The organism is Sphingobium sp. HWE2-09 (assembly GCF_035989265.1).
Taxonomy (GTDB): domain Bacteria; phylum Pseudomonadota; class Alphaproteobacteria; order Sphingomonadales; family Sphingomonadaceae; genus Sphingobium.
Genome location: NZ_JAYKZX010000003.1, coordinates 1,400,082 through 1,416,666, shown reverse-complemented (window position 1 = coordinate 1,416,666; position 16,585 = coordinate 1,400,082). Strand labels below are relative to the sequence as shown.

Annotated in this window: 14 protein-coding genes and 1 tRNA gene; 10 read left to right on the top strand and 5 right to left on the bottom strand. The window is 66.1% G+C overall.

What is annotated here, in order from left to right; all coding sequences use genetic code 11:
* Positions 1–101 precede the first annotated feature (101 nt).
* From U5A89_RS12295 to U5A89_RS12275, 5 genes are all read left to right on the top strand, one after another.
* Positions 102–374 (top strand): HU family DNA-binding protein, encoded by a 273-nt coding sequence (locus tag U5A89_RS12295; protein WP_338161391.1) that lies wholly within the window; start codon positions 102–104, stop codon positions 372–374.
* 226 nt (positions 375–600) lie between these two features.
* Positions 601–1,164: a septal ring lytic transglycosylase RlpA family protein gene (locus tag U5A89_RS12290; protein WP_338163037.1), complete on the top strand. Its 564-nt coding sequence runs from the start codon at positions 601–603 to the stop codon at positions 1,162–1,164.
* A gap of 127 nt (positions 1,165–1,291) precedes the next feature.
* A tRNA-His gene (locus tag U5A89_RS12285) sits at positions 1,292–1,368 on the top strand.
* Between the two features lie 120 nt (positions 1,369–1,488).
* Positions 1,489–1,872: a phosphoribosyl-AMP cyclohydrolase gene (gene hisI / locus U5A89_RS12280; RefSeq protein ID WP_338161390.1), complete on the top strand. Its 384-nt coding sequence runs from the start codon at positions 1,489–1,491 to the stop codon at positions 1,870–1,872.
* Positions 1,859–2,389 carry a hypothetical protein gene (locus tag U5A89_RS12275; protein ID WP_338161389.1) on the top strand — a complete coding sequence of 177 codons (531 nt, stop codon included), beginning with the start codon at positions 1,859–1,861 and terminating at the stop codon, positions 2,387–2,389. Before hisI ends, U5A89_RS12275 begins: the two co-directional genes overlap by 14 nt.
* A 4-nt stretch (positions 2,390–2,393) precedes the next feature.
* Here the strand turns inward: U5A89_RS12275 and U5A89_RS12270 are convergent, their stop codons facing one another.
* Together U5A89_RS12270 and U5A89_RS12265 are read right to left on the bottom strand one after the other, a co-directional pair.
* On the bottom strand, positions 2,394–3,035 hold the full coding sequence (locus tag U5A89_RS12270) for a YitT family protein (protein WP_338161388.1): 642 nt from the start codon (positions 3,033–3,035) through the stop codon (positions 2,394–2,396).
* An 86-nt stretch (positions 3,036–3,121) separates the two neighbouring features.
* Positions 3,122–4,318: an MFS transporter gene (locus U5A89_RS12265; protein ID WP_338161387.1), complete on the bottom strand. Its 1,197-nt coding sequence runs from the start codon at positions 4,316–4,318 to the stop codon at positions 3,122–3,124.
* Positions 4,319–4,502: 184 nt separating this feature from the next.
* Between U5A89_RS12265 and U5A89_RS12260 the strand changes: the two genes are divergently transcribed.
* Positions 4,503–5,393, top strand: coding sequence for an EamA family transporter (locus U5A89_RS12260; protein WP_338161386.1), 891 nt, complete (start codon positions 4,503–4,505; stop codon positions 5,391–5,393).
* An 8-nt stretch (positions 5,394–5,401) separates the two neighbouring features.
* Here the strand turns inward: U5A89_RS12260 and U5A89_RS12255 are convergent, their stop codons facing one another.
* From U5A89_RS12255 to U5A89_RS12245, 3 genes are read right to left on the bottom strand one after another with little or no spacing between them, the layout of a single operon-like run.
* A complete protein-coding gene (locus U5A89_RS12255; protein ID WP_338163036.1) occupies positions 5,402–6,109 on the bottom strand; it encodes a L,D-transpeptidase family protein in 708 nt (235 codons plus the stop codon).
* Positions 6,110–6,160: 51 nt separating this feature from the next.
* On the bottom strand, positions 6,161–8,428 hold the full coding sequence (locus tag U5A89_RS12250) for an NADP-dependent malic enzyme (protein ID WP_338161385.1): 2,268 nt from the start codon (positions 8,426–8,428) through the stop codon (positions 6,161–6,163).
* Positions 8,429–8,455: 27 nt separating this feature from the next.
* On the bottom strand, positions 8,456–9,361 hold the full coding sequence (locus U5A89_RS12245) for a LysR family transcriptional regulator (protein WP_338161384.1): 906 nt from the start codon (positions 9,359–9,361) through the stop codon (positions 8,456–8,458).
* Positions 9,362–9,553: 192 nt separating this feature from the next.
* Between U5A89_RS12245 and U5A89_RS12240 the strand changes: the two genes are divergently transcribed.
* The 4 genes from U5A89_RS12240 (at position 9,554) to alaS (ending at position 16,515) form a co-directional block, all read left to right on the top strand.
* Positions 9,554–11,665, top strand: coding sequence for a malate synthase G (locus U5A89_RS12240; RefSeq protein WP_338161383.1), 2,112 nt, complete (start codon positions 9,554–9,556; stop codon positions 11,663–11,665).
* Between the two features lie 139 nt (positions 11,666–11,804).
* A complete protein-coding gene (locus U5A89_RS12235; protein ID WP_338161382.1) occupies positions 11,805–12,431 on the top strand; it encodes a glutathione S-transferase family protein in 627 nt (208 codons plus the stop codon).
* Entirely contained in the window at positions 12,418–13,677 is a 1,260-nt protein-coding gene (locus tag U5A89_RS12230) for a M24 family metallopeptidase (RefSeq protein ID WP_338161381.1), read from the top strand. Before U5A89_RS12235 ends, U5A89_RS12230 begins: the two co-directional genes overlap by 14 nt.
* Positions 13,678–13,860: 183 nt before the next feature.
* The gene (gene alaS / locus U5A89_RS12225; protein ID WP_338161380.1) at positions 13,861–16,515 is read left to right on the top strand and encodes an alanine--tRNA ligase; all 2,655 of its coding nucleotides are present in this window, start codon (positions 13,861–13,863) and stop codon (positions 16,513–16,515) included.
* Positions 16,516–16,585: the final 70 nt, after the last annotated feature.

Sequence of the window (16,585 nt, the reverse complement as noted above, 5' to 3'; positions counted from 1 at the left end):
CTTTGTCGCTTTCTCTTTGACAGGCGCGGAAATCCGCGCCTTATTGCGCCGCCTACGCCGCAATTCCTAATCAACCAACAGCACAAGGGGGTTCCCAAGGCATGAACAAGCAGGATCTGATCAGCACGGTTGCTGAAAGCAGCGGCCTCAACAAGAACGACGCGACCAAAGCGGTGGAAGGCGTTTTCGACGCGATCACCGGCGCGCTGAAGAAGGGCGACGAAGTGCGCCTCGTAGGTTTCGGCACCTTCTCGGTTTCCCAGCGCAAGGCCTCGACCGGCCGTAACCCGCGCACGGGTGAGACCATGACCATCAAGGCTTCGACGCAGCCGAAGTTCAAGGCCGGCAAGGGCCTGAAGGATTCGGTCAACTAACGGACAGGGCGCCTGCCGTCCGGCGGGCGCCTGCCGTTTGACGACCTACCGGCATCGCGGCCGGACGTTTTTCAGGAGAGTGATGCAGCGACAGGGGGCCACCCTCCACGCAGCAGGACGCCGAAAGGCAAAAGGGACCAGGGGCATCGCCTTTGCGTCCCTTTTCTTTTGCCCGCCCGGCCTCGACCGTTCGGCCTGCCGACGATAGAAAGGCGGCATGGCGATAATGGCAGGCAGGACGATCTGGATCACTCTTGGGCTGGCGACTTTGTCCGCCTGCGCGGGTGGCGACTACCGGCCGGTACGCGATACGCCGGTCAGGATCGGCCCGCCCTATAAGGTGCGCGGCACCACCTATGTCCCGGCCGCCGATCCCGCTTACGACATGCTGGGCTATGCCAGCTGGTACGGATCGGAATCGGGTAACTGCACCGCCAATGGCGAACGCTTTCGTGCGAAGTGGCTCACCGCCGCCCATGTCAGCCTGCCGCTGCCCAGCTATGTCGAGGTGACGGCGCTCGACACCGGCCGCACGATCCTGGTCCGGGTCAATGATCGCGGGCCTTTTTCGGGGCGTGGCCGCGTGATCGACCTGTCGCGCGGCGCGGCGGAAGAATTGGGGATCAGGGCGCAGGGTCATGCGCCGGTCCGCGTCCGCTTCGTCGATCCGCCCGAAAAGGACCGCGCCCGCCTGCGTAAAGGGAAGCCAGCCGCGACCCGCCCCACGGTGCCGGAACGCATACTGACCAACCTGCGCGCCCAACTGCGCGCCGCCGTGCCCACGCCATAAGGCCGCGCGATAGCGGCCAATCCCTGTCATCGATCGGGATGAATGACCGACCGGCATCATTTGCCTGCTTGACGACCGGTAATGGGCCGCATATGTGGCGCTTCTCTCGGGGCTTTCGGCCCCTGTGGCGATCGTAGCTCAGTTGGTTAGAGCGCCGGTTTGTGGTACCGGAGGTCGCGGGTTCGGATCCCGTCGATCGCCCCATTTCTGCTATATCCCCTTGTCCGAAGGGGCGCTGTCTCGCTCAGGGACAGCCAGTATTTCGCATTGTCCCATGCGAAAAAGCGTTTCCCACCGTCCCGCCCGATATTCTATAGCGCGCCCATGACCGATGCGCGCGACAAGGGGCTGACCCTCAATCCCAAATATGACGATCATGGCCTGATCACCGCCGTGGTCACCGATGCGGCGACCGGCGAACTGCTGATGGTCGCGCATATGAATGCGCAGGCGCTGGCCCTGACGGTCGACACCGGCCTTGCCCATTTCTGGTCGCGCAGCCGCCAGGCGCTGTGGAAGAAGGGCGAAACGTCCGGCCATATGCTCAGCGTGCGCGACATCCGCATCGATTGCGATCAGGACGCGGTCTGGGTGAAGGCGGTTCCGGCCGGACCCACCTGCCACACCGGCGCGCGCTCCTGCTTCTTTCGCCGGGTCGGGCCGGACGGGCTGACGATGATCGATCCGGCGGTCGATGCCGCGGACTAGTCTGGCGCTGCTTCTGCTGCTGGCGGCGTGCCAGCGCGCTCCGGCGGTGGCTGACGCTGCATCGGGATCGGACAGCGCGCCCGCGTCCGGCCTGGAACGCGCGGCGATCGAAAGCGGCGCAATCACCGACAGCGGCAAGACGTCGCCTGTCGGCCTGTTCCAGCGCAGCCATGAGGCCGGACGCGACCTGCTCTGCGTCATGCCGGCCAAGGACGCGTCGTTCCGCTTCGGCCTCCAGGCCAATTTCGGCGAGGACCAGAGCTGCCGGGGGCAGGGCACGGCGCGGCGCGCAGGCGACAAGCTGATCCTCAGCTTCAAGGGCGGCGACCGCTGCATCGTCGTCGCCCAATATGATGGCGATCAGGTGTCGTTGCCCGGCGTGGTCGATATGGCCTGCGCGGACCTGTGCCAGGGACGCGGCACGCTGGAGGGGGTCAGCTTCCCCCGCATCGCCAATGACGCCGCCAGCGCCCTGCGCGCCCGCGACAGCGACGACAAGGCGCTGTGCGAGGGGTAAGCCCTCAATGACCGATATAACGCCCCGGCCGGTGATTGACGAACAGCACCGCATTGATCGCGGCGGCCGACAGGATCGACAGGCCGAACCGTTCGACATTCAGCACCGGTAGCGACGCCAGCAGGATGACGATATCGCACTGCATCTGTGTGCGTCCGGCATTCCACCCGCGCGACCGTTGCAATATCAGCGCGACGACGCCCACGCCGCCGACGCCCGCGCCATGCCGCGCGATGGCCAGGATGCCGAAACCGATGATCGATCCGCCGAACAGGGCGGCGAAGAGCGGGCTGATCCGCGCGATCTGAAGCGCGGCGGGCATGGCGAGGCCTACCGCCATGATCGCGACATTGGCGAACAGCGTCTTCAACCCGAACGCCACCCCCATCGCCCGTCCGGCGAACAGGAAGAAGGGAATGTTGATCAGCAGGAAAAGGGTCGCGGGCGACCAATGGACCAGATAGGATAGCAGCAGCGCAATCCCCGCCATGCCGCCCGTCACCAGATTGGCGGCTTTCAGCAGCACTAGCCCCAGCGCGATGAAGGCGCAGCCGATGGCAATGGCATAGCCATCTTCGGCCAGGCTATGGGGACGGGCGGGGGGCGGCAGGGTCGTGGTCATGGGCGTGAAGGGTCCTGGGGTCATGCCCGGCCATCCTCTTGCCCTGCTAAGTCTTATGCGCCGCTGATAGCGGGGTGGTGCCCCGCCTTCAACCGCCTACCTACGCGCGGTCATTCCGCTGCCGCAGGCACCGCCGCCAACGGCCGCCGCTCGAGCGCGATGGCGATCAGGAAGATCGACAGCCCGCCCAGCGCCAGCGCGCTGCCGATCCAGCCGGTCGACACCAGGCCATAGCCCGCGGCGATCGACAGGCCGCCCAGCCATGGACCAAGCGCGTTCGCCATGTTGAACGCGCTGTGGTGCAGCGCCGCCGCCAGCGTCTGCGCATCGCCCGCCACGTTCATCAGCCGCGCCTGCAACGGCGTGCCCAGCCCGCCGCCGATGCCGATCAGGAAGATGTTGAGGCCGAGCGTCCAGATATTGCCCGCCATCAATGGGAACAGCGCCAGCGATACCGCGCTCCACAACAGCACGCCGATCACGGTGCGGTTGAGCGCCCGGTCCGCCGCCCAAGCCGCCGCCAGATTGCCCAGCGTCAGCCCGACGCCGAAGATCATGAGGACGAGCGGCACATAGGTTTCCGACACATGGGTCACATCGATCATGGTGGACGCGACATAGGTATAGACTGCGAACATGCCGCCAAAGCCGATTGCGCCGGTCAGCAGCGTCAACCACACCTGCACTTTGCTGAGCGCCGTCAACTCGCGCATCGGGCTGGCTTTGGGATCGCCCGCATCGCGCGGGGCGTAGAGCGCGACCAGCGTCACCGTCGCGACCGCCAGCGCGGTGACGACGAAGAAGCCTGATCGCCAGCCCAGCACCTGCCCCATCCAGTTGGCGACCGGCACGCCGATCACGGTGGCGACCGTCAGGCCGGACATGACCTTGGCGATCGCCAGCGTGCGCTTTTCGAACGGCACCAGGCTGGCGGCGACGAGCGCGGCGACGCCGAAATAGGCGCCATGCGGCACGCCGGACAGGAAGCGGAACAGCAGCAGCCAAGGATAGCTGGGCGACAGGGCGGACAGGCCATTGGCGATGGCGAACATCGCCATCAGGCCGATCAGCAACGTCCGGCGCGGCAGGCGCGCGCCGAACGCGGCGATGATCGGCGCGCCCGCCACCACGCCCAGCGCATAGGCGCTGATCGCATTGCCGGCGGTCGGCGCATCGATATGCAGGTCGCGCGCAAAGAAGGGCAGCAGGCTCATCGACGCAAATTCGGTCGTGCCGATCGCGAAGGCGCCGACCGCAAGGGCGAACAGGACGAGCGCGGGATGCGCCTTTTGGGGTTGGGCACCCATGGCAAGCTCCATGCTGCAATGCAGAAATATTGTGGAAAGCTGGCAAATGGGCGCGATGACAGCGCGGGTCAACCCCGCGACTGTCTGCATTTTGTGCATATGCGGCGGCGCGATATGCAATCGCGGGGGCCGCAGCATCACTCTGCGCTCGTGATCTTTCGGCGATCGACTATAGGCTCATCATATGGACATGCACGATCGGCAGGATGGACGCGGCGCGGCGCTGGTGGGCATGGGCGCGGTGCTGGCGTCGATGATTTCGGTCAATTTCGGCGCAGCCTTCGCCAAGACTTTGTTTCCGTTGCTCGGCGCGGCCGGGGTCGCGGGGGTGCGTATCGCGCTGGCGGCGGTCCTGCTGTGGCTGGTGCGACGACCATGGCGCCGCCCCGTGCCGCAGGGCAGCCGCGCATGGCTGATTCTCTATGGCGCGACGCTCGGCCTAATGAACCTGTGCATCTATGAAGCATTTGCGCGCATCCCCATGGGCGTGGCGATCGCGATCGAAGTCGCCGGGCCGCTCGCAGTCGTGCTGTTCGGCTCCCGGCGACCGCGTGACTTTCTGTGGCTCGCGGCGGCGGTTGCGGGGCTGTTGCTGCTGCTCCCCGTCCGGCATCATGCCGCGCTCGATCCCGTCGGCGTGGCCTTCGCCTGCGCGGCGGGCGCCTGCTGGGCGCTCTATATCGTCACCGGCAAGCGGGTGTCCGGCGCGGTCGGGCGCGACGCCGTCGCCTGGGGGATGCTGGCGGCGGCGATCCTGATCCTGCCGCTGGGCGTAGCGGATGCAGGCGCGGCCTTGCTATCGCCCCACGTCCTGCTCGTCGGACTGGCGATCGCTTTCCTGTCCAGCGCCTTGCCTTATTCGCTGGAGATGGAAGCGATGCGGCGGCTACCCGCCCATGTCTTCGGCCTGCTGGTCAGTTCCGCCCCGGCCATGGGCGCGCTGGCAGGCTTCGTCGTGCTGGGCGAGCAGCTGACGCCGCTGCAATGGACCGCCATCGCCTGCATCATGGCCGCGTCGGCAGGCAGCGCGCTGACGGTCGGCCACCGCCCGCGCTTAGAGGATGCGCCGCAATAGGCCGGGCGTTACCCGTTCACCTGCGCCTGGCTGACGTCCAGCATCTTGCCGTCGGTAATCACGACCAGATCGCCGACCTTCGTCACGCCGAACAATCTCTTGGCGAACGCCACCGGCACGCCGATGCAGCCATGGGTGCCGCGCCCCCATTGCACGTCGCTGCCATGGATGAACACGCCATCGCTGGTCAGCCGCTGGGCGAAGGGCATGGGCGCATTATTATAGGTGCGCGAATAATAGTCTGCCCGTTTCGCCATGATCGGAAAGGCGCCCTTGGGGCTGGGCTTGTCGGTCGCGCCATAGAGGATCACCGCCGCGCCGATCTCATAGCCTGCGCGGAACACCGACAGCGTCTGCGCGCGCAGGTCGACCGTGATGATCACCGGCCCGGTCGCGGGCGCGCCATTCTCGTCCCAGGCATAGTCGCCATGGCGGAACGGCCCGTCGATCTTGAGCACGCGCTTGACCCGCAGCGCACCGGGATCGACCGCCATGCCCTGGTCGCTGCGCCGTTCGACCGGCTTGGCGGGGGAAGGCGGCGGCGTAACGGCCGCCACGTTCGCGGTTTTTGCCGCCGGAGATTCCGGCGCAGCCTTGCCCTCGAACGCAGGCCGATCAATGGACGCGAACACCACCAGGCCCGTCACCGCCATGATGCCGCCGATCGCCAGCTTCGGCCCGGCGGTTTTCGCCAGCGATTTCAGGAAACCCGCCATCTTTATCCTCATGCCTCCATGCCGGGGCAGGATAGGCGCAAAAGGTTAATCCTAGCCTTCCCGCGCCACTTCCGCCGCCGCGATCGCGGTCAGGTTCAGGATGCCGCGCGACGTGACGCCGGGGGTCAGCACATGGATCGGCTTGGACAGGCCCATCAGCATCGGGCCTACGGTCGGCGAACTGGACGACGCCGACAGCGCCGTCAGCGTGATGTTCGCCGCATCCAGGTTCGGCATGACCAGCAGATTGGCTGGCCCTTCGAACCGCGAATCGGGAACCAGTCGCTCGCGCAATGCCTGGCTCAGGGCCGCATCGGCATGCATTTCGCCATCGACCGCCAGTTCGGGCGCGGTGTCGCGCACGATCTTGAACGCCTTGCGCATCTTGCGCGCGCTGTCGGTATGCGACGCCCCGAAATTGGAGTGCGACAGCATGGCCGCGCGCGGCGTCAGCCCGAAATGCTGCAGCTCGGCCGCCGCCGCCAGCGTCATTTCCGCAATCTGTTCCGGCGTCGGGTCCGGCACCATATGCGTGTCGGTAATGAACAGCGCGCCCGCGTCCAGGATCAGGCCGGACAGCGCATAGACGCGGCTGTGGCCCGGCACCCGGTCGATGATGCGCAGCACATGTTCGACCTGGCCCCAATATTCGGACCGCCCGCCGACCAGCGCCGCATCGACCCGGCCCGTGTGCAACAGCATGGCTGCCGTGATGGTCGGGCGGCGATAGACATGGCGCAATATTTCGTCCGCCGGCACGCCGCGGCGCGATGCGACCGCGCGATAGGCCTCGACCAGTTCGCCCATGATCAGATGGTCGGTTTCCGGGTCCACGACATCGACGTCGCGATCCAGTTCGAAGCCCAGGCCCAGTTCGGGCAGCTTCTGTTCCAGGATGCGGCGGCGCGCGACGATTGTGGGGCGCACGATTCCTTCGTCCAGCGCATCGCGGATGGCGCGCAGCACGCGGTCATCCTCGCCCTCGCCATAGACGATGCGGCATCCGGTGCCACGCGCGGCTTCGAACACCGGCAGCATCAACTGGCCCGACCGCGCACTCTGGCGGGAAAGGCTGCGCTTATATTCGTCCAGGTCCAGCGTCTTCTTCGCGACGCCGCTGTCCATCGCCGCGCGTGCGACCGCGACCGCGATCTCGCCGATCAGGCGCGGGTCGAAGGGCGTGGGGATGATATAGTCCGCGCCGAACACCAGCCTGCGGCCGCCATAGGCCTGCGCCACGCTGTCATGCGCGGGCATCCGGGCGAGCGCGGCGATCGCATCCGCAGCGGCGACCTTCATCGCCTCGTTGATCTGCGTCGCGCCGCAATCCAGCGCGCCACGGAAGATATAAGGAAAGCACAGGACGTTGTTGACCTGGTTGGGATAGTCCGACCGGCCGGTCGCGATGATCGCGTCGGGGCGCACTTCGCGCGCGGCTTCGGGGCGGATTTCCGGCTCCGGATTGGCAAGCGCGAAGATCAGCGGATTGGGCGCCATCAGCGGCAGCCATTCGGGCTTCAACACGCCCGGCGCGGACAACCCCAGGAACAGGTTCGCGCCCGGCAGCACGTCGGGCAGAGTGCGCGCATTGGTGGTGCGGGCATAGCGTGCCATATTGGGCAACATGCCTTCCCGGCCCGAATGGATCACGCCATCCTTGTCGGTCATGGTGACGTTTTCGATCGGCAGGCCCATCGACACCAGCAGGTCGACGCACGCCAGCGCCGCCGCGCCCGCGCCCGACGTCACCAGCTTCGCGTCCGCCAGCGTCTTGCCCTGCAACACCAGCGCGTTGCGCACGGCCGCGGCGACGACGATGGCGGTGCCATGCTGGTCGTCATGAAAGACCGGAATGTTCATCCGCGCCTTCAACCGCGCCTCGATCGCGAAACATTCCGGCGCCTTGATATCTTCCAGGTTGATGCCGCCGAAGGTCGGCTCCATCAGCGAGACGGCTTCCACGAACGCGTCCGGGTCGGTCGTGTCCAGTTCGATGTCGAACACGTCGATATCGGCGAATTTCTTGAAGAGGACCGCCTTGCCCTCCATCACGGGCTTCGATGCCAGCGCGCCGATCGCGCCCAGGCCCAGCACGGCGGTGCCGTTGGAGATGACGGCGACCAGGTTGCCGCGCGCGGTATAATCCATCGCCTTGTCGGGATCGGCGGCGATCTCCACGCAGGGCGCGGCGACGCCGGGCGAATAGGCCAGCGCCAGATCGCGCTGGTTCACCATCCGCTTGGTCGGCTCTATGCGCAGCTTGCCGGGCTGCGGATAGCGGTGGTAATCAAGGGCGGCGCGGCGGGTGTTATCGTCCATGCGATGGGCCTTAGTGACTGCGTTCCGTCAGGGCAACCCAGCGCGTTCCCACGGCGGCGTCGGGACATAAAGTGTAACAAGAAAATCGATGAAGGCGGTGATCGCGGCGGGCGGATTATGCTGCGGCAATTGCACCGCGAACAGGCCGACATCCGCCGACCCTTCATAATCCGGCAGTATCTGCCGAACTTTACCCTGGCTTAGCGCTTCGCTGATATCCCACAGCGACCGTAGCGCGATGCCGCCGCCCGCCAGCGCCAATTCGCGCACCACCTCGCTGCTGTTGGTGCGGACATGGCTGCGGCCCTCGACCGTGACCGGTCCCTTCGGCCCGACCAGTCGCCAGGGCATCTGCCCGTCGGCGGCCAGCAGGCGATGGTTTTTGAGGTCGGCCAGGCGATCGGGCATCCCGAAGCGATCGAGATAGGCGGGCGCGGCGCACAGGATGCGGCGATTGGTCGCCAGCCTTTTGGCGGTCAGTCCCGGCCCCGGATCGGCAGTGATGCGGATGGCCAGGTCCGCGCGGCTTTCGATCAGGTCGGCAAAATCGTCCGACAGGTCGATGCGCAGTTCTATCCGCGGATAGGCGTCGATGAAGCCTTGCAGATAGGGCGCCAGATGCATCCGCCCGAAGGATGTCGGCGCAGTCACGCGCAGCGCGCCGGACGGCACCGCCGACACGCCCGACACCCGCCGCTCCGCATCGTCCAGCGCCGCCAATATCCCGCGCAGGTCGGCATGCAGCTGCTCGCCCGCAGGCGTTAGCGACAAGCGCCGCGTCGTCCGATGGACCAACCGCGCGCCCAGTCGCTCCTCCAGCCGTGCCAGCCGCTTGGACATCATCGCAGGCGAAATATGCAACCGCCGCCCCGCCGCCGCCAGGCCGCCTTCATCGACGACGGTCACAAACAATTCATGGTCGGGGTCCATCATATTCGTTCACCAGAGGAATGACTGTCTTCGCATAATAGCGAATATACGCCATAATGAAAATGGAATAACCTACCTTTACATCGTCATTCCCGCGAAGGCGGGAACCCATCTCCCGACGCAGCGGCCGTCGCCAACGCCGGAGATGGATTCCCGCCTTCGCGGGGATGACAGAAGCGAGGTTAGGAGAATGACATGACCGACCACATGATCGACAAAGCCGGCCTCCAGGTCGCCCAAAGCCTGGCTGATTTCATCGACACCCGCGCGCTGCCCGGCACCGGCATCACGCCGCACGCCTTCTGGACGGGCGCTGCCGCCATCTTCGCCCGCTTCGCCCCCGAAAACGCCGCCCTGCTGCACAAGCGCGACACGCTGCAGGCGCAGATCGACAGCTGGCACGAACAGCGCCGGGGCCAACCCCATGACGCCGCCGCCTATCAGGCGTTCCTGCAAGACATCGGCTATCTCGTCCCCGAACCCGCGCCTTTCACAATCGGCAGCGAGAATGTCGATGACGAAGTCGCGCGCCTCGCCGGACCGCAACTGGTCGTCCCGATCCTCAACGCCCGCTTCCTGCTCAACGCCGCCAATGCGCGCTGGGGCAGCCTTTACGACGCGCTCTACGGCACCGATGCGATCCCGGGCGCAGCGGCCGGGAAGGGCTATGACGCCGCCCGCGGCGCGCAGGTCATCGCGTGGGCCAAGGCGTTTCTGGACCATGCGATCCCGCTGGCGGATGGAAGCTGGGCCGACCTCACCAGCGACGCCATCACGCTGGCGGACCCCGCCCAATATATCGGCACCAGCGAAAAGGGCCGCCTGTTCCGCCACAACGGCCTGCATATCGAAGTCGTTTTCGATCATACGCACCCGATCGGCGCGACCGACCCGGCGGGCATAGCCGACGTCATCCTGGAATCCGCCCTGACCACGATCTGTGACCTTGAAGACTCCGTTGCTGCCGTCGATGCGGACGACAAGGTCGCCGCCTACGCCAATTGGCTCGGCCTGATGCGCGGCGATTTGACCGAAACGTTCGAGAAGGGCGGAGCGACCATGACCCGCGCCCTCAATCCCGATCGCGCCTATACCGCGCGCAACGGCAGCGCCTTCACCCTGCCGGGCCGCAGCCTGCTGTTCGTCCGCAATGTCGGCCATCTGATGACCACGCCCGCCATTCGTCTGACCAATGGCGACGAAGCGCCCGAAGGCATATTGGACGGCATCGTCACCAGCCTGATCGCGATGCACGATCTTGCGCGCGAGGGCGGCAACAGCCGCGCGGGCAGCGTCTATATCGTCAAGCCCAAGATGCACGGCCCCGAAGAGGCCGCCTTTACCAACAGTCTGTTCGACGCGATCGAGGACATGCTGGGCCTTGCCCGCCATACGATCAAGGTCGGCGTCATGGACGAAGAGCGCCGCACTTCCGCCAACCTTGCCGCCTGCATCCACGCCGTCCGCGACCGCATCGTCTTCATCAACACCGGCTTCCTCGACCGCACCGGCGACGAAATGCACACGGCGATGCAGGCTGGCCCGATGATCCCCAAGGGCGAGATGAAGACGAGCGACTGGATCGCGGCGTACGAGGATCGCAACGTCCAGATCGGCCTTGCCTGCGGGCTGTCCGGTCGCGCGCAAATCGGCAAGGGCATGTGGGCCGCGCCCGATCGCATGGCCGACATGCTCGCGCAAAAGAGCGGCCATCCAAAAAGCGGCGCCAACACCGCCTGGGTGCCGTCCCCCACCGCCGCGACGCTGCATGCAACTCATTATCACCGTATCAACGTCTTCGCCCGACAGGAGGCTCGCAAGGCCGAGGGCATCGCGCCGCTCGCCAAGCTGCTGACGATCCCCGTCGCCGTCGGCCGCAATTTCTCGGAAGACGAAATCGCGCAGGAACTGGACAATAACGCGCAGGGCATATTGGGCTATGTCGTCCGCTGGATCGACCAGGGCGTCGGCTGCTCCAAGGTGCCCGACATCCACGACATCGGCCTGATGGAGGACCGCGCGACGCTGCGCATTTCCTCGCAACATATGGCCAACTGGCTGCTGCACGGCATCTGCACGCCCGATCAGGTCGAAGCCGCGCTGGAGCGCATGGCCGCCAAGGTCGATGCGCAAAATGCGGGCGACCCGCTCTACCAGCCGATGCGCGGCCGGGAAGGGGAGAACCTCGCCTATCAGGCCGCCCGCACCCTGATATTCGAAGGCGTCGCCCAACCCAGCGGCTACACCGAACCCCTCCTCCACGCCTTCCGCGCCAGGCAGAAGGCGAGGGCGCTGGAGGACGCGTAAACCATATCCGTTCGTTTCGAGCGAAGTCGAGAAACGGAAGCGCTGTTCTAACCGCTTCTCGACACGCTCGAAGCGAACGGATGTTGTGACTATCCCCACGCTGCGTTAGCCCTGCACGCCACCCAGCACCGGAGCCGCCATGACCATCCTCGTCCACCACCTCAACAACAGCCGCTCGCAGCGCATCCTCTGGCTGCTGGAGGAACTGGGCGAAGCCTATGAGGTCCGCCGCTACGAACGCGACCGCAAGACGATGCGCGCACCCGAAAGCCTGCGCGCCATCCACCCGCTCGGCCGGTCCCCGGTGGTGGAGGTGGACGGCCACCGCCTGATCGAAACCGGCGCGATCATGGAGTATCTGGTCACCCGCGCCGGCAACCGCTTCGGCTCGCCTGCAGACCCCGAAGGCGCGATCCGCTATCGCCAATATATGCACTATGCCGAAGGCTCGATGATGCCGCCGCTGCTCGCGCTGCTCATCATCGGCAAGCTCGGCCTGCTCGGCCGCCCCGCGCGGCCCACGGTGCAGAAGATGCTGGACGATCATCTCGACTGGATCGAAACCGAACTAGCGAGCCGCCCTTATTTTGCAGGCGACGCCTTCACCGCCGCCGACATGATGATGAGTTTCCCGCTCGAAGCTGCCCGTTCGCGTGGCGGCCTCAACGAATCGCGCCCCAACATCATACGCTGGCTGGCCGAGATGCACGCACGCCCCGCCTACAAGGCCGCGCTCCAGACCGGCGGCAAATATGCCTACGCCTGACCGCCGCACCCTGCTGCGCTACGCCGCTGGCGGCATCGCTGCCGCCGCGCTGACCCCGCGCCTCTTCGCACAGGAGCGGGCAGCCGAAGCGCTCAAACCCCTGACCACCACCGTCACCCCGATCGGCAAGGCCGAACGCGCCGACCGCCTCGCCCGCGCGCAGGCGATGATGCAAGCGCAGGGCATCGACGCGCTGCTGATCGAGCCGGGCGCCAGCCTCATCTATTATAGCGGGATCCGCTGGCACCGCTCCGAACGCCTGACCGCCGCCATCATCCCCGCGACCGGCGCTCCGCTGATCGTCTGCCCCTTCTTCGAGAAGCCCTCGATCGACGAATCCCTCGCCATCCCCGCAGACGTCCGCGTCTGGCAGGAGGATGAAAGCCCCTACGCCCCGATCGCCGATTTCCTGACCGCCAAAGGCTTGGGCAAAGGCCGCATCGGTATCGAGGAAACGGTCCGCTACTTCGCCGTCGATGGCCTGAAGGCCGCGCTCCCCGCCGCGACGCTCATCAAAGACCCCGTCACCCGCGCCCTGCGCATGCGCAAGACCGCCGCCGAAATCGCCCTGATGCAGACCGCCACCGACGTGACCATGGCCGCCTATCGCTGGACCTATCCCCAGGTGACGGCGGGCATGACCCCCGCCGACATCGGCGCCCTGATGAGCGCCGCGACGAAGCAACTGGGCGGTCAGGTCGAATTCAATCTCGTCCTGCTCGGCGAAGCCGCCGCCTATCCCCACGGCTCCGGCAAGCCGCAAGCCGTCCGCGCGGGCGACGTCGTCCTTATGGACTGCGGCTGCACGGTCGAAGATTATCAATCCGACATCAGCCGCACCTGGGTCCACGGCGCCCCACCCACCGCCCAGCAGCGAAAGGTCTGGAACGCCGTGGCGGAAGGGCAGACAATCGCCTTCGGCAACGCCATGCTGGGCGCGCCCGCCGGTGTGGTCGACGGCGCGGTCCGCAATTATTATCAAAAACTCGGCTACGGTCCCGACTATGCGCTCCCCGGCCTGTCGCACCGCACCGGTCACGGCATCGGCATGGACGGGCATGAACCGGTCAACCTGGTCCGCGGCGAAAAGACGAAGCTGGAGGTCGGCATGTGCTTCTCCAACGAACCGGGCCTCTATCTGCCCGGCGTCATGGGCATCCGCCTGGAAGACTGTTTCCACATGACGGCGCAGGGGCCGCGATGGTTCTCGAAACCTCCGATGTCGATCGAAGCGCCGATCAGGTAAATCCTCCCCGGCACGGGGAGGGGGACCGCTCGCGAAGCGAGTGGTGGAGGGGTGCGCTTCTTGATTACGCTCGGTGGGCTAACCCCCTCCGTCAGGCCTGCGGCCTGCCACCTCCCCGAACCGGGGAGGAATAGACCAAATCCCCCGCTTGTGCGGCGGGCCGCTTCCCACTAAATCGCCCCCATGACCTCGACCAACGACATTCGCCGCTCCTTCCTCGACTATTTCGGGGCCAACGGCCACACCATCGTGCCCTCCGCGCCTCTGGTGCCGCATAACGACCCGACCTTGATGTTCGTCAATGCGGGTATGGTGCCGTTCAAGAATGTCTTCACCGGCCTGGAAACGCGCCCCTACAAGACCGCGACGTCCAGCCAGAAGTCGGTCCGCGCCGGCGGCAAGCATAACGACCTCGACAATGTCGGCTACACCGCGCGCCATCATACTTTCTTCGAAATGCTGGGCAATTTCAGCTTCGGCGACTATTTCAAGGAACAGGCGATCACCCACGCCTGGACCCTCCTCACCAAGGAATGGGGCTTGCCCGCGGACAAGCTGACCGCGACCGTCTATCACACGGATGATGAGGCGTTCGACCTGTGGAAGAAGATTGCGGGCCTGCCCGATCACCGCATCATCCGCATCCCGACCAAGGATAATTTCTGGGCGATGGGTGACAGCGGTCCGTGCGGTCCCTGCTCGGAAATCTTCTACGATCATGGCGACCATATTTGGGGCGGCCCTCCAGGATCGCCGGAGGAAGATGGCGACCGCTTCGTGGAAATCTGGAACCTCGTCTTCATGCAGTATGAGCAGGAAGCGAACGAGATCGTTTCCGAACTGCCCAAGCCGTCGATCGACACCGGCATGGGTCTGGAGCGCATCGCCGCCGTCATGCAGGGCGTGCATAACAATTACGACACTGACACGTTCAAGGCGCTGATCGCGGAATCCGGCGCGATCACCCGCACCGCGACCGACGGCGAACATCAGGCCAGCCACCGCGTCATCGCCGATCATCTCCGCTCGACCAGCTTCCTGATCGCCGATGGCGTGCTGCCCGCGAACGAAGGCCGCGGCTATGTCCTGCGCCGCATCATGCGCCGCGCCATGCGCCATGCGCATATCATCGGCGCCAAAGACCCGCTGATGTATCGCCTCGTCTCCAGCCTCGTGTCGGAAATGGGCGGCGCCTTCCCCGAACTGGTCCGCGCCCAGCCGCTGATCGAGGAAACGCTGCTGCGGGAGGAAACCCGCTTCCGCAAGACGCTGGAAAACGGCCTGCGCCTGCTCGACGAAGCCACCGCCGATCTCAATGAAGGCGCGACCCTGCCCGGCGAAACCGCGTTCAAACTCTACGACACCTATGGCTTCCCCTATGACCTGACCGAGGACGCGCTGCGCACCCAGGGTCTGTCGGTCGATCGCGCCGGTTTCGACGCCGCCATGGCGGAACAGAAAGCCGCCGCCCGCGCCGCGTGGAAGGGGTCGGGCGAAAAGGCGTCGGACGACATCTGGTACGACATCGCCGAAACCTTCGGCACGTCCGAATTCACCGGCTACAGCGGCACGCAGGGCGAAGGCGAAGTGCAGGCCATCGTCAAGGACGGCGTACGCGTCGATAGCGCCAGCGTCGGCGACACCGTCGCGATCATTACCAACCAGACGCCTTTCTATGGCGAAAGCGGCGGCCAGAATGGCGACGCAGGCACCATCACCTCGCTTGGCGGCCTCGCCGCCGACGTGGCCGACACCGCGAAGCCGCTGGGCCGCCTCCACGCCCATCAGGCGACGATCGGCGCAGGCAGCGTCAAGGTCGGCGACACCGTGCAACTGACCGTCGATGTCGAACGCCGCGACCGCATCCGCGCCAACCACAGCGCTACCCATCTGCTCCACGCCGCGCTCCGCAAGGAACTGGGCGGTCATGTGACGCAAAAGGGCAGCATGGTCGCCGCCGAGCGCCTGCGCTTCGACTTCTCCCATCCCGAAGCGCTGACCCACGCCCAGATCGCGAAGGTCGAGGCGGATGTGAACGCCCAGATCCGCCATAATGAGGAGGTCACGACCCGCCTCATGACGCCCGACGACGCGATCGGCGCGGGCGCGATGGCGCTGTTCGGCGAAAAATATGGCGACGAAGTGCGCGTCCTTTCCATGGGGAAGGGGGACGAGAATCATTATTCGGTCGAACTGTGCGGCGGCACCCATGTCCGCGCGACCGGCGACATCGCTTTGTTCAAAATCGTGTCGGAAAGCGCCGTTTCATCGGGCATCCGCCGGATCGAAGCGCTGACCGGCGAAGCCGCCCGCCTGTGGCTGGTGGACCGCGACGACAAGCTGCGCCAGACCGCCAACGCGCTCAAGACCTCGCCCGACGAAGTCCCCGCCCGCATCGCCGCACTAGTCGAACAGAGCCGCAAGCTGGAACGCGAGCTGGCCGAAGCCAAGAAGGCGTTGGCGCTTGGCGGCGGCGGTTCCGCCCAACCGGCTGGCCCCGAACAGATCGGCAATGTTAGCTTCTTGGGCCAGGTCATCGACGGCCTCGACCCCAAGGAACTGCGCGGCATCGTGGACGGCAACAAGAAGGCGCTGGGCAGCGGCGTCTCCGCCGTCCTCGCCGTGGTCGACGGTCGCGCCACGATCGCAGTCGGCGTCACCGACGACCTCACCGCCAGCATCAGCGCGGTCGATCTCGTCCGCGTCGGCGTCGAAGCGCTGGGCGGCAAGGGCGGCGGCGGTCGTCCCGATATGGCACAGGGCGGCGGTCCCGATGGCGACAAGGCCGCAACCGCGATCGACGCGGTGAAGGCGGCGCTTGCCCGCGTGCTGGCCTGACCAGCCCATCTGCCTGTCCTATCCCGATGCGCACCGCTATAATGGCGCGTCCGCATCGGGGTCGGCGTTC

Bases quoted from the DNA above. Each gene is read 5' to 3' on its own strand.
- U5A89_RS12230 (WP_338161381.1), top strand. From the start codon at position 12,418: ATGCCTACGCCTGACCGCCGCACCCTGCTGCGCTACGCCGCTGGCGGC.
- U5A89_RS12255 (WP_338163036.1), bottom strand. From the start codon at position 6,109: ATGGCGGGTTTCCTGAAATCGCTGGCGAAAACCGCCGGGCCGAAGCTG.
- U5A89_RS12245 (WP_338161384.1), bottom strand. From the start codon at position 9,361: ATGATGGACCCCGACCATGAATTGTTTGTGACCGTCGTCGATGAAGGC.
- U5A89_RS12260 (WP_338161386.1), top strand. From the start codon at position 4,503: ATGGACATGCACGATCGGCAGGATGGACGCGGCGCGGCGCTGGTGGGC.
- U5A89_RS12240 (WP_338161383.1), top strand. From the start codon at position 9,554: ATGACCGACCACATGATCGACAAAGCCGGCCTCCAGGTCGCCCAAAGC.
- alaS (WP_338161380.1), top strand. From the start codon at position 13,861: ATGACCTCGACCAACGACATTCGCCGCTCCTTCCTCGACTATTTCGGG.
- U5A89_RS12235 (WP_338161382.1), top strand. From the start codon at position 11,805: ATGACCATCCTCGTCCACCACCTCAACAACAGCCGCTCGCAGCGCATC.
- U5A89_RS12290 (WP_338163037.1), top strand. From the start codon at position 601: ATGGCAGGCAGGACGATCTGGATCACTCTTGGGCTGGCGACTTTGTCC.
- U5A89_RS12250 (WP_338161385.1), bottom strand. From the start codon at position 8,428: ATGGACGATAACACCCGCCGCGCCGCCCTTGATTACCACCGCTATCCG.
- U5A89_RS12265 (WP_338161387.1), bottom strand. From the start codon at position 4,318: ATGGGTGCCCAACCCCAAAAGGCGCATCCCGCGCTCGTCCTGTTCGCC.
- U5A89_RS12295 (WP_338161391.1), top strand. From the start codon at position 102: ATGAACAAGCAGGATCTGATCAGCACGGTTGCTGAAAGCAGCGGCCTC.
- U5A89_RS12270 (WP_338161388.1), bottom strand. From the start codon at position 3,035: ATGACCCCAGGACCCTTCACGCCCATGACCACGACCCTGCCGCCCCCC.
- U5A89_RS12275 (WP_338161389.1), top strand. From the start codon at position 1,859: ATGCCGCGGACTAGTCTGGCGCTGCTTCTGCTGCTGGCGGCGTGCCAG.
- hisI (WP_338161390.1), top strand. From the start codon at position 1,489: ATGACCGATGCGCGCGACAAGGGGCTGACCCTCAATCCCAAATATGAC.